Origin of the sequence: Plesiocystis pacifica SIR-1 (genome assembly GCF_000170895.1) — a bacterium.
Classification (GTDB): domain Bacteria; phylum Myxococcota_A; class Polyangia; order Nannocystales; family Nannocystaceae; genus Plesiocystis; species Plesiocystis pacifica.
In genome coordinates this window covers 1-12171 of record NZ_ABCS01000030.1, presented here as the reverse complement: position 1 = coordinate 12171, position 12171 = coordinate 1, and the positions used below count along the sequence as shown (strand labels likewise).

11 protein-coding genes are annotated in these 12171 nt (G+C 68.8%); 5 read left to right on the top strand and 6 right to left on the bottom strand.

Annotated elements, in window-relative coordinates; all coding sequences use genetic code 11:
* The first annotated feature begins 6 nt into the window (after positions 1-6).
* On the top strand, positions 7-597 hold the full coding sequence (locus PPSIR1_RS16990; protein WP_045116195.1) for a nucleotidyltransferase family protein: 591 nt from the start codon (positions 7-9) through the stop codon (positions 595-597).
* On the opposite strand, the gene PPSIR1_RS16985 is transcribed toward PPSIR1_RS16990, so the two are convergent.
* Positions 594-1526: an XdhC family protein gene (locus PPSIR1_RS16985; RefSeq protein WP_006972333.1), complete on the bottom strand. Its 933-nt coding sequence runs from the start codon at positions 1524-1526 to the stop codon at positions 594-596. The two genes, PPSIR1_RS16990 and PPSIR1_RS16985, sit on opposite strands and share 4 nt — an antisense overlap.
* A gap of 143 nt (positions 1527-1669) precedes the next feature.
* Between PPSIR1_RS16985 and PPSIR1_RS16980 the strand changes: the two genes are divergently transcribed.
* The gene (locus PPSIR1_RS16980) at positions 1670-2329 is read left to right on the top strand and encodes a hypothetical protein (RefSeq protein ID WP_006972332.1); all 660 of its coding nucleotides are present in this window, start codon (positions 1670-1672) and stop codon (positions 2327-2329) included.
* A 60-nt stretch (positions 2330-2389) separates the two neighbouring features.
* Complete coding sequence (locus PPSIR1_RS16975; RefSeq protein WP_006972331.1) at positions 2390-3334, top strand: bestrophin family protein; 945 nt, start codon at positions 2390-2392, stop codon at positions 3332-3334.
* Between the two features lie 70 nt (positions 3335-3404).
* Here the strand turns inward: PPSIR1_RS16975 and PPSIR1_RS16970 are convergent, their stop codons facing one another.
* The 5 genes from PPSIR1_RS16970 to PPSIR1_RS16950 all read right to left on the bottom strand — a co-directional run bounded on the left by PPSIR1_RS16970 (position 3405) and on the right by PPSIR1_RS16950 (position 9796).
* Entirely contained in the window at positions 3405-4175 is a 771-nt protein-coding gene (locus PPSIR1_RS16970) for a hypothetical protein (RefSeq protein ID WP_006972330.1), read from the bottom strand.
* A gap of 132 nt (positions 4176-4307) precedes the next feature.
* Entirely contained in the window at positions 4308-4976 is a 669-nt protein-coding gene (locus tag PPSIR1_RS16965; RefSeq protein WP_006972329.1) for a nitroreductase family protein, read from the bottom strand.
* 579 nt (positions 4977-5555) lie between these two features.
* Complete coding sequence (locus tag PPSIR1_RS42990) at positions 5556-6419, bottom strand: response regulator (protein WP_006972328.1); 864 nt, start codon at positions 6417-6419, stop codon at positions 5556-5558.
* A 144-nt stretch (positions 6420-6563) separates the two neighbouring features.
* The gene (locus PPSIR1_RS16955; RefSeq protein ID WP_006972327.1) at positions 6564-7910 is read right to left on the bottom strand and encodes a sensor histidine kinase; all 1347 of its coding nucleotides are present in this window, start codon (positions 7908-7910) and stop codon (positions 6564-6566) included.
* Positions 7907-9796, bottom strand: coding sequence for an ATP-binding protein (locus PPSIR1_RS16950; protein WP_006972326.1), 1890 nt, complete (start codon positions 9794-9796; stop codon positions 7907-7909). The genes PPSIR1_RS16955 and PPSIR1_RS16950 overlap by 4 nt, the downstream gene beginning before the upstream one ends.
* A gap of 253 nt (positions 9797-10049) precedes the next feature.
* Here PPSIR1_RS16950 and PPSIR1_RS16945 point away from each other — a divergent pair, with 253 nt between their 5' ends.
* Both PPSIR1_RS16945 and PPSIR1_RS16940 read left to right on the top strand, forming a co-directional pair.
* On the top strand, positions 10050-11354 hold the full coding sequence (locus PPSIR1_RS16945) for an ABC1 kinase family protein (RefSeq protein ID WP_006972325.1): 1305 nt from the start codon (positions 10050-10052) through the stop codon (positions 11352-11354).
* Positions 11355-11373: 19 nt separating this feature from the next.
* Entirely contained in the window at positions 11374-11787 is a 414-nt protein-coding gene (locus PPSIR1_RS16940) for a GFA family protein (RefSeq protein ID WP_006972324.1), read from the top strand.
* Positions 11788-12171 lie beyond the last annotated feature (384 nt).

Below are 12171 nucleotides of genomic sequence, written 5' to 3'. Positions count from 1 at the left end.
TCAGCCATGCGCGCCGCGGGACTGATCCTCGCTGCTGGGGAGTCCCGGCGCATGGGCCGAGCCAAGGCCCTGCTCGAGCTCGACGGCCGCAGCTTCGCGCGCCTGGGCGTCGAGCTGCTGCTCGGGGGGGGCTGCGCCGAGGTGATCCTCGTCGAGGGCGCCCACGACTTGCGCGCGCGCGCGGGTGAGCTGCCTGCGACGGCGCGCTGGGTCGTCAACGAGCGCTGGCCCCTGGGTCCGCTGTCGAGCATCCAGGCCGGGCTCGCGGCCCTCGAGGCCGAGGTCGACGCGCTCGTCGTCCACCACGTCGAGCGCCCCCGCGTGCGCCCCGAGACCGTCCGCGCCCTCCTCGACGGCCTCGCCCGCGAGCCCGGGACCTGCTGGCAGCCCCGCGTCGACGGGCGCTCGGGTCACCCGCTGGTCTGGCCGGCCGCCGCCTTTGGCCCCCTCGCTACCCTCGATCCGCGCACGGACACCGCACGCACGCTGCTGCGCTCGCCCGAGTGGAGCCCGCGGCGCCGCAAGCTCGACTGCGACGACCTCGGCGCCCTCGACAACATCGACCGCCCCGAAGACCTCGCGGCGCTGCGCGACTAATCGTCCGAGCTCGCGACGGACCCGGCTCGGGCGGCCGCCTCTTCGACGATGCTCATCGCCTTGCCCTCGCCGCCGTGGCGCCAGGCCACGAGCTCGGCGCAGATGCTCAGGGCGATCTCGGGAGGCGTGCGCCCGCCGAGGGCCAGACCCACGGGCGCCCGCAGCCGGCCCATGTCCGGGCGCGGACGGTCGCGCTCGTCGTAGCGACGCAGCACCCGGGCGAGCACGGTGTGGACCTTCCTGCGGCTGCCGATCATGCCGATGTATCCGTGGGGCAACTCGAGGGCCTGAGCCAGGGCTCGCTCGTCGCGGGCGTGGTCGCGGGTGACGATGACCAAAAAGTCGTTCGCGCCCAGGTTGGGCACGGCGTCGGCGAGCTCGTCGGCGTCGTAGGGCAGGCGCTCGAGGCCCTCGAAGGCCGGGTCGGCGAGCATGTCCTCCCGGTCATCGAGGACCAGGACCTCGAAGCCGAGGGTCCGCGCCATGGGTCCGAGGGCCTGGGACACGTGCCCGCCCCCGATGATGATGAGCCGGGCCTGGGCCTGAATGAACTCCACGAACACCTCCATCGCGCCGCCGCAGCACATGCCCAGGTCGCGGACCAGGTTGGCCGAGACCACCCGCGAGCGACCGCTGCGCAGGACCTGGCGGCAAGCCTGCTCGACCTGGTGCTCGATCGCCCCGCCCCCGACGGTGCCCAGGTTGCGCGTGCCCTCGCCCTCGGGGATCACCAGCATGCGCGCGCCGAGGATCTGCGGGGCCGAGCCCGAGCGCCCGACCACCGTGGCCAGGGCCGCCGCGCGCTGGGGGTGCCGGCCGGCGAGGATGTCGGCGACGACCTGGGCGAGGGCGGCTGGGCTGACGGAGCCCGAGCCCGACTGGCTTGGCGTCGCGGCGGTGCGAGTCGACGTCGATCCGGGCTCCGTCATCTGCCCAACCATAATTGCTTTTGGTGCGGGTCGCAGTGGCCCGGTCCCCCCCAAGCTCCCCCGAGCTCCCCCCCAGGTCCGGGGTGCCAGGGCGAGCCTCCAGCCCCACGGCGATCGGGCCTCGTGATAGGCTCCCGAGCGCCGTGGACACTTCGACGCTCTCTCGCTCGCCCCGCGCCGCCTTCGCGCTGTTCCCCGCCTTCCTCGCTCTGCTGGCCTGTGAGCCCCGCGAGAATCCCTACGAGGTCGAGTACAAAGGCACGCCCGACCTGCACAAGGTCGACAACACCGCCTCCGAGGAGGACCTCGCCAAGATGCGCGAGGCCGCCGGGCACCCGACCGAGAGCGACATCGCCAAAGAGAACGCCGCGATGTTCGAGAAGGGCGCGCGCGAGTACATCAAGACGCGCCTCCCCGAGTACCGCGACCTGGTCGAGACCATGCGCGGCTACCTCGGCGACATCGAGAAGAAGGCGCCGAAGTGGAAGGACGACAAGGCCTTCGGCAAGTTCAACGAGGGCTACCGCAAGAAGTTCAAGGACTTCCGCGAGACCTACAACAAGCTGACCGGCAACGGCATCGAGGGCGGCAACACCCAGGCCGACATCAGCGCGGCCTTCCGCGACCTCGAGCAGCTCAACATGGACATCGGCCCGGGCATCGCCGACAACGAGGCCCTGCCCGAGGCGATCAAGCGCATCAACGAGCGCCTCGACAAGATCAGCGCCTCCCTCGACGAGATCGAAAAAGACGACACCCTCGAGACCAACCCGGACTACAAGCCCCCCAAGAAGAAAAAATGAGGGGCCGCCGGGGCTAGCAGGGCATGACACCGCGTCGTGCCCTGTGGTTAAAGGGACTCGATGTTCGTCGAGTTCAAAGGCACGATCTTCGGCATCCTCCGCTGGCAGTGGCAGTCGATCCTGCTCTACACGCTGATGTCGGCGGCGATCGTGGTCCTCGACCACTTCTTTGGGCTCGAGATGCTGCACCTGCAGCTGCCCGTGGCGCCCGTGGCCGTGGTCGGCGGGGCGATCGGCATCTTCGTCAGCTTCCGGACCAACTCCGCCTACGACCGGTGGTGGGAGGGTCGCAAGCTGTGGGGTCGGCTGATCAACAGCTCGCGCCACCTGTGCTCCCAGGTCCTGGTCTACCTGCCGGGCCCGGCCGAAGGCGCCGACCAGGATCCGCCCCTGCCCAGCGAACTCCAGCGCCAGATCGTCCGCCGACACATCGCCTACGTCCACGCCCTGCGCGCGCTGCTGCGCAACCAGTCGCTCATGGGGGACCGCGACTACGAGGCCTTCCTCGAGCCCCGCGAGGCCGAGCGCGTGGCCAGGGAGTCCAACCCCACCCACGCGCTGCTGCAGACCCAGATGCAGGCCTTCGTCGCCGAGAACGACGCCGGCCGCCTCCACGACCTGCGCCTGCAGTCCCTCGACGAGACCGTCCGCGCCCTGCTCGACATCCAAGGCGGCTGCGAGCGCATCAAGAAGACCCCCTTCCCGCGCAGCTACGGCTTCATCGCCAGCCGGCTGATCGGCGTCTTCGCGCTGCTCTTGCCCCTGGCCCTCGTCGGCACCATCGACAACGAGTGGATCGCCGTGCCGATCACCGTGCTGGTGTGCCTGGCGTTCACGCTGATCTCCGAGGCCGGGCGCGTGCTCGAGGATCCCTTCACCATGTTCTGGCCGGCGCTGCCCCTGAGCGCGCTGTCGAAGACCATCGAGATCAACCTGCGCCAGCGCCTGGGCGAGGTCGACCTGCCGGCGATGCCCAAGCCGGACGACCAAGGCATCTTGATGTAGCGCCCACGACGAAGGGGATGCAGACCCGCGGCCTCCATCCCCTCTCGTCGTCTCGAGAGAGACCGAGGCTTCAGTCGTCGCGGCGGCGACGCAGGCCGGCGCCGAGGGCCAGCAGCATCAAGATGGCCGTGCCCGAGAAGCCCACGTCGACGGTCTCGACGGCGCAGCCCTTCTTGGTCGAGGGGGTCTCCTCGATGGGCGGGGGAGCCTCGCCGGCGCCCTCTTCCTCGCCCTCGTCGTCCTCTTCCTCGCCCTCGTCGTCGTCACCCGCGAGGGTGTCGGCGATGTCCTGCTCGCTCGGGCCCTCGTCGCCGCCCTCGTCGTCGTCGGACTCGGGCTCGCGGCCGGTGTCGATCAGCTTGACCTTGCCCTTGGCGATGACCAGGTCGCGCTTGCCGTTGTTCTGGACGATCTGGACCCGGTACTCGCGGTTCTTGTTGAAGCCGATGTTGGCCTCGAGCAAGAGCACGGTGGTGTAGAGGCGCTCGCCGTCGTAGTTGGGGTCCTCGTGGCGATGGACGATGTACTCCTCGCCGTTGACCTCCTGGTAAAACTCGACGTAGACGGGCCCGGGCGCGGCGTACTTGCCCATGCGGGCGTGGAGCTTGAGCTCCCAGTCGTCCTCGCCGGGGATGCGGTCGACCTCGGAGGACTTGGTCTTGGCACCCTCGGCGGTCACCCGACCGTTGTCGTCGGTCTCGAGGGAGTCGGCACCGGTGCCGAACCAGATCTGTTCGCTCTCGGGGCCAGCCCAGGCGACGTCGGGGGTCAGACCGACGGCCGCGGCGGCCGGGAGGGCGAGGGACGCGGAGATCAGCAGTGCGCGAAGAGACGGTCGCATGGGTCTCTCCTAACACTTTTTTCACCGTCTGAGCAGCCTCACGGGCGCCCCGATCTCGCGCTCGGGTTTTCTGCGTGAGCGCGGTGACACCAGGGCGCGCGGTCACCCACCGCTCGGTGTCGCGCGTGCGGCTCAGACCTCGAGCAAGATCTCATCGAGGGGCTTGCGCGAGAAGTCCGGCACCTCGCAGTCCGCGGCCGGGTAGCCCACGGGGAGGAGCATGTAGGCCTTCTCGTTCTTGGGCCGGTCGAGGATCTTGGTCAGGAAGTTCATGGGGCTCGGCGTGTGGGTCAAGGTGGCCAGGCCGGCGTGGTGCAGGGCGGCGATGAGCATGCCCAGGGCGATGCCGCAGCTCTCTTGCACGTAGTAATGCTTGATGCGCGAGCCGTCCTCGCGCAGGCCGTAGTCGATCCGGATCATGACGATGATCGCGGGCACGATCTCGAGGTAGGGCTTGTTGGCGTCGGTCCCGATCGGGGCCAGGGCCTCGCGCCACTCCTCGCTCATGCGCTCGTCGTAGGTCCTCCGCTCCTCGGCCTCGGCGGCGTCGCGGATGCGCTTTTTGACGGCGGGGTCGGTGATCAGGGCGAAGCGCCAGGGCTGCTTGTGCGCGCCGCTGGGGGCGGTCCCGGCCGTGTGGATGGCTTTGCGGACGACGTCGAGGGGGATGGGGTCGGGGGAGAACTTGCGGACGCTGCGGCGTTGATTGAGGAGCTCGTAGAGGGTCTCGGCGCGGGTGCGCATCTCGTCTTCGGCGTGGCGCTCGAAGTCGAGGGGGATGGTCGGGTGGAGCTCGGTCACGGGATTAGAATCGCAAATTTTCGAGGGATTGTTTCTGGGGGGGTGGCGCGCCAAACACACGCGATCTCGGGTGGAAGCTCAATGCTTCGCAACCATTGGGTTGGATGTGTGGGAGGAGCGAGCGGTGCTTCGCAATCGGTTGCTCGGTCTCGTGCGGGGAGCTGGGCTTCGACAGACAGCGCGCACGGGCCGGGAGGGTCGGATCCCTTGCTGTCGCCTGAATGCGGGGGCTGGAGAGATCTTTGGGTCTGGGGGTTGGCGGGGAGCTCGGCTTCGGTGCGCTTTGGTGCGGCTCCTAACGCTGCGGGATCCGACCCTCCCGACCCTTTCGTGCCCGCTAGGTTCGCGGAGGGTCGTGGCCTCCATGGAGAACCGAGAGCGCTCTCCGTGACGACTTGGAGTGCTCCCGACCTGGGGTATCGAGTGGGGTATCGAGTGGGGTATCGAGACGACAACGACGAACTCACCGAGCCTCGTAGGTGAGCGAGGAGCGATGACCCCGAGGCCTGTGAAAGGCCGACAGCCTGCAAACCTGCCCGAGCCTCGCGGGCGAGCGAGGGCCCGACAGATCGCGAGCTTCTAGCCCTTCGCCAGAAGGGCTAGCAGCTCACTATGCGCCATCATGGCGTCGGCGTCGTAGGTGATGGAGTCCGACGGGATCTGCAGGCAGTAGCTGCCGTGGCCGTCGTTGCGGATCCACCGATCCCAAAAGCCGGGGACCTGGGCCTCGAGGTCTTTGCGGAGGCGGTTGAGGGCCTGGCGCGTGCCGCTTTGGATCTCGGGGACGTCGAGCAGGGAGAGGTGCTGGCCTGGCGAGCGCTTGGCGTGGACGGCCAGGCGGGCGAACAGGCGGAAGCGTTGCTCGGACAAGAGCAGCTCCTTGCCGTTGAGCTCGAGGTTGCAGCGGCGGCGGTCGTAGGTGCCGATGAGGTGGATCGCGGGCGGGCCGCTGTCCATGGAGTCGCTGGCCCGGCGCTCGTTGGCGGCCATGGTCCCGGCGTCGCCGTGGCTGGCTTCGTAGCGGGCGGCGGCTTCTTGGGCTGCGGCGGCGCGCTTGCTGAGCAGCTCCTTGATGGCGGCCTCGGGCGACTCCTTGCCGCTGTCGAAGGGCTTCTTGATGAAGTCGTCGGCGCCCGCGAGCAGAGCCCGGCGACAGAACTCGTGGTCGTCACCGTGGGCGGTCATCACGATGATGCCGGGGCGGCGCGCACCGGGCAGGGCGACCACGCGATCGAGGAGGTTGAAGCCGATCTCGAGCCGCGGGAAGCGACCCTCCTTGAGGGGCAGGGAGAGATCGAGGAGCACGTAGTCGAACATGATGTCCTCGAGCAGCGCCAGGGCACCCTCTTGGGAGCTCGCTGCGTGGACATCGTGGCCGAGGGACTCGACGGTCTCGGTGACCAGATCGAGGAGCGTGGGGTCGTCCTCGACGACCAGGGCCACATATTTGCTTCGCGACGCCGATAGAGTGCTCATGGGGCCTCTCTAGCGATGATGTCGACAAATCGCGCGCGCGTCCACGGGCCATTGGAACAGCACCGCCTGATGATCCAGTCCAGATCGCGTGCATCGCCGATGCGAGGCGAGTCAGAACCCGTCGTCCTGACCCAGCGGCAGCACGCAGCGCGCGGTCGTGCCTTCGTCGGGCATGGACGTGATCTCGAAGTCTCCGCGGCACTCGCGCTCGATGATTTTGCGCGCCAGGGGCAAGCCCACGCCGGTGTGCTGGTCGTCCTTCTTGGTGCTGACCAGAGGCAGCAGCGCACGTTGGATCTCCTCGGGCGCCATGCCGTAGCCCGTGTCCACGATGTCCACGCGGACCATGCCGCGGCGGGCCATGGCCGTGCGAATCGCAACGGTGCCCTCGTCCTCGCAGGCCTCGATGGCGTTCTTGACCAAGCTCGAGAGGGCCTGGGTCAAACGGCTACGGGGCACGTGCAGCTTGGTCCCGGGGCGGGTGTCGAGCTCGGCGACGACGCGCACGCCGGCCGGCACGTCGAGGGCGTCCTCGACCAGCTCGATCACCTTCTCGACCAGCTCGCCGAGGTCGACGTCCTCCGAGTCGTAGCTCGGATCGTCGACGAGCTTCTTGGTGTCCTCGAGCATGAGCTCAAAAGCGCGCCAGTCACGAGCGATGCCCAGGTTGCGCTCGTAGTGCTTCTTGGGCGTGCGGCTGCCCTCGAGCTTGGCGTGCAGCTTGTTGAGGGCGTCGAGCAGGCCCGCGACCACCGTGCGCATCTCGTGGGTGGTCTCGTTGGTCAGCAGCTTGTAGCGGTGCTCGGCGAGCTTCTCGGCGGCCGCAGCGACGACCTCGCCGTGGGTCTCTCGCAGGGTCTGGAGCTCGCTGGCGACGACGTCGATCTCGTCGGTCTTGCGCTGGTACTCGCGGTCGAGCTCGCGGCGACGGTCGGCGGCGCGCCGGGCCGCCTGGGCCACGTACTGGTTGGCGTCGTTCTCGAGGCGCTCGGCGAGCTTCTCGAACAGGGGGTGCTCGACGTGCACGAGGCCGTTGGCGATGGCCCGGCGGACCTCCCACTTCTCGTCCTCAGCCAGGGCCAGCAGGCGCTCGACGAGCACGCGCAGGTCGGCGCCCGAGGGGTGGGCGCGCAGCTCGTCGATCATGCCTTCGATGAGCCCGACCCGCTTGGTCCACGGCTTGGCGACGATCTCCGCGAGCACGGGGTCCCGCTCGGCGCGGGTCTCGAGGGTGTCGGAGCTCGACCAGTCCCGACCTCCAGGGGCGTCCTCGGACTCCCCCCCGACGGACCCATCGCTCGCAGCCTCGGCCTCGGCGCTGCGACCCGCCCGCTCGGCCTGCTCGCGCGCGGCCCGGGCCCGGGCCCGGGTGGGCTTCTTGGCCGCCTTCTTCTTGGTCGCCTTCTTCTTGGCAGATTGCTTGGACGCAACCTCGCCGGTCTTCTTGGCCCGGCTCAATGGCCGTACCTCCGCTTGCGCTCGAGGAAGGCCTCGGCCCCGCCCTCGAGGATCTGCTCGATCTCCAGCTTGACCGTGTCGACGTCGCCGCGCACCCGCAGCCTGCCGCGCTGGCCGTCGGACTCGGTCACGAACACCCGCTCGGCGTCGCCGAGCACCGGGATGTTGGGGTTGTGGGTCACGAAGATCAGCTGGCGCTTGGCCTTGACCGCCCCGATGTTGCGCACGACGGTCTCGTAGATGAAGGCGTTGTCGAGGTTGTCCTCGGGCTGATCGATGAGCAGGGGCCGGTCGCTGTCGAGGAGCAAGATGGGCAGGATCGTCGTGCACTTTTGGCCCGTGCTCAGGGTCGACGCGTCCTTGTAGTTCCCGCCGTCGTTGAGCTCGATCTTGGGCCGGTCCTCGAGCTGCAGGGCCTCGAGGTCGAGGAGCAGCTTGCCGTCCTCGGCCGCGCGCAGGCGATCGATGAGCCAGTCAGCCTGCTCGTCGCGGACCTCGAGGGCCGTGGCCAGCTCGGACACGGCGCTGCGCTCGACCAGGCGGACCAGCTCGCGCGGCGGCAGGCCCTGCTCGATGCGCGCGACCAGGGTGTTGTAGTGGCGCCCCTGGCCCTTGAGGGCGTTGCGCAGGCGGTCGGCGTACTCGCCCCGCTCGCCGAACTGCGTGATGCTGACGCGGATGTCCGGCTCGAGGCGCGTGGAGATCACCTTGGCGGTGCGCTGGCGCAGGGCGAACACGCGGTCGTGGAGCTCGGAGAGCTTGTCGAGCAGCTCGCCGCGCTGGCGGTTGAGCTCTTGCAGCTCTTTTCGTCGGCGCTCGACCTGGCGCCGGCGCTCGAGCAGCTCGTTGAGCCGGCCCTGCAAGCGCGCGCCCTCCCGGGCCTGGGCCTGGGCGTCCTGGTGGCGCTGGAGCAGCTCGGCGTAGCGCTGCTCTTGGGTGGCGTGGGCCTCCCCGAGCTCGCGCTCGAGGGCGTCGACGCTGCCCCGGGTGTCCTCGACCAGCTTGCGCGCCGCGCCCAGCTGACCGGCGACGTCGCTGCCGGCCTGCTCGAGGATCATGTGCAGGCGCTCGAACAGCTTGGCGTTCTCGCCCTCGGACTTGTCGATCAGCCGGCCGAAGCCGCGCACGGTCCGGTTGAGGTCCTCGAGCTTGTCGACGACCTTGGCCAGCTCCTCGTCGACGCGCCGCATGGTCCGCTTCTCCTGGTCGCGTGCGCCCTTGAGCGCGACCTCGCGGTTGATGTCCTCGGCCTTGTCGCCGCCGACGTCGAGGGCGTCGATGCGCTTTTTGACCTCGGGGATCTCGGCCAGCTCCTCCTCGCGGTCGGCGATGGCCTGGCGCAGGCGGTGGATGTCGGCGCTGTTCTTCTCGAGCTTGGAGATCAGGTCGCGGCGGTCGGGCTCGAGCTCGGCGATCTCGTCGCTGACGAACTGATCGACGATCGCCAGCTGCGCCCGGGGGCTGACGGCGATGTCCTCGATCTGGTGCTGGCTATAAAAATCCGCCGCGAACACCTGCCCGCGCGAGAGCGAGATCTCGACCGGCGAGCCGCGCTCGTCGGAGATCTCCGGGTCCCCGGAGCTCCCCCGGTTGACCCGGTAGACCATCCCGTCGCGGGTCTCGATGGTCACCATCACCGTGCCGCGATCGAGGTTGGCCTTGATCAGCTTGCCCAGCTGGTTGGCGCGCTGGGGATCGTCGGCGGGGATCTGACCGAGGCAGTGGCGACACAGCTCGAGGATCGTCGTCTTGCCGGTGCCGCGGGCTCCGATGATGCAGTTGAGATTCGCCGCAAAGTCCAGCTCGAGGCCGTCCCAGAAACCTCCGTGGACTTCGAGGCGGCGGATCTTGTGGGAGGCGTGGGCTTCGTCGGCGGGCAGCGCCATGGCCAGCAGGGTACAAAGCCAGCGCCCGCCAAGATAGCGCTCAATGCCGCCAATCAACGAGGGCGAGCCCCGTCACCGCCAGCCGACGATCCCGACCTGCACGTCGGTGCACGCCAGTCGCCCAACCCGCCCTGCCCGGCATGACAGCCCCCGTAGACCGTGAAGGATTGCAAGCTTGGCCTGCCGGGGGCACAGTTCCTGGGCGGTGTCTTCTCCCCCGTCTCGCAGTAAGCGCTTCCTGAAGCTGGCCGGCATGACGGCCTCCGTGGCCGGCAATTTCGCCAAGACCAAGGTCAAGTCGCTGTTTCAGTCGGACGAGGACGCGGCCGCGGCCAAGGAGGCCGCGAACCGGGAGTCGGGCAACCGCATCGCCAAGACCCTCGGCGAGCTCAAGGGCGCGGTGATGAAAGTTGGCCAAATGGCCTCCATCGCCCAAGACGTTTTGCCCAAGGAGCTCAGCGACGCCCTGGGCAAGCTCCAGCGCGAAGCCCCGCCCATGGACTTCGAGGTCATCCGCGAGCAGATCGAGCGCGAGCTCGGCGCGGCGCCCGAGGTCCTGTTCGCCGAGTTCGATCCCGAGCCCTTCGCCGCCGCGTCGATCGGCCAGGTCCACCGCGCCCGCACCGACGACGGCCGCGACGTGGTCGTCAAGGTCCAGTACCCCGGGGTCGAGGACGCCGTCGACTCGGACCTGCTCCAGCTCAAGATCGCCCTGCGGGCCAGCGGCATCGTCGACATCGGCCGCGAGGCCCTCAACGCCTCCTTCAAAGAGGTCCGCGCCCGGCTCCACGAGGAGCTCGACTACACCAACGAGGCCAGCAACGTCCGCCTGTTCCGCGGCCACCACCTCGGCCGCCACGACTTCATGGTCCTGCCCGAGGTCATCGGCGAGCGCTCGGCCAAGCGCGTGCTGACCCTCAGCTACGAGCCCGGCGACTCCATCACCAAGATCGAAGCGCTCGGCTACACCCAGGCCCAGCGCGACGAGCTCGGGCGCAACCTGTTCAAGATGATGGCCAGCCAGATCTTCGAGTTCGGCATCATCCACGCCGACCCGAACCCGGGCAACTTCGCCGTGCGCCCCGACGGCAAGATCGTGCTCTACGACTTCGGCTGCGTGAAGTGGCTCGAGCCCGAGATCATCCAGGCCTACAAGGACGTGGTCGAGTTCGGCCTGGTCGAGGACTACCCCGGGGTCGACGACGCGCTGATGCGCCTGGGCGCCCGCCGGCCCAACACCCGCGCGCCGGACTTCAGCTTCTACAAGCGCTGGCGCGACACCTTCGCCGACCCCTTCGTGGACGTGGCGATCTTCGACTACGGCCGGTCCACCGTGCACGACGAGGTCGTCAAGCTGATCCCCGCCTCGGTCAAGCACGTCTCCTCCTTCCAACCGGCCACGGAGCTGATCTTCCTCGACCGCACCGTGGTCGGGCACTACGGCAACATGCGCATCCTCGAGTCGCGGGTGCCGACCTACACCTTCCTGCGCCGCTACCTCGACGGCTTCGACGGCAGCTTTAGCGCGCGCCCGGACTTGAAACCTGGCGAGGCTTAGCCCGTAGTGGCGGACCGCCATGACCGACGTGACGAGACATCAGGGGAGCTGCCTGTGCGGCGCCGTACGCTTTGAGATCGAGGGACCCTTCGACCAGTTCGCGCTGTGCCACTGCAGCCGGTGCCGCAAGGGTACGGGCTCGGTCCACGGTGCCAACTTGTTCGCCACCAAGGCGCAGCTGAACTGGACGAGCGGAGCCGATGCGGTCCGTAGCTTCGCGCTCGCGGGCACCCGACACGCCCGGAGCTTCTGCTCGCGGTGCGGCTCGGCCATGCCCTCGACGCAGATGGAGGGCAAGCTGCTCGTGGTGCCGGCGGGGTCTCTCGACACGGACCTCGAGTCGTTGCCGACGGCGCACATTTTGTGCGACGACCGGGCGAACTGGGAGGACGTGGTTGCCGGTGCGCCGCGCTTTCCTGGTTTTCCTGGCTAGTCGAGTTGGGCCTCGAAGGGTCTGGGCTTCGATGGGCGACGGGCACGGGCCGGGAGGGTCGGATTCCCCGCTGTCGCCTGAATCCAAAGGGTGACGCGGGGTCCAGCTCTGAACGTTCACACGTAGCCTCGCTTCGGCGGTCGTTGGAACGGCTCCTAACGCTGGGGAATCCGACCCTCCCGACCCTCATGTGCCCGCGGTATGCCAGGAGCCTCGGCCTCTCGACGCGGTTGTTGGTGCGCCGCGCTTTCCTGGCTAGCCGAGTTGGGCCTGCGAAGGTCTGGGCTTCGATGGGCGACGGGCACGGGCCGGGAGGGTCGGATTCCCCGCTGTCGCCTGAATCCAAAGGGTGGCGCGGGGTCCAGCTCTGAACGTTCACACGTA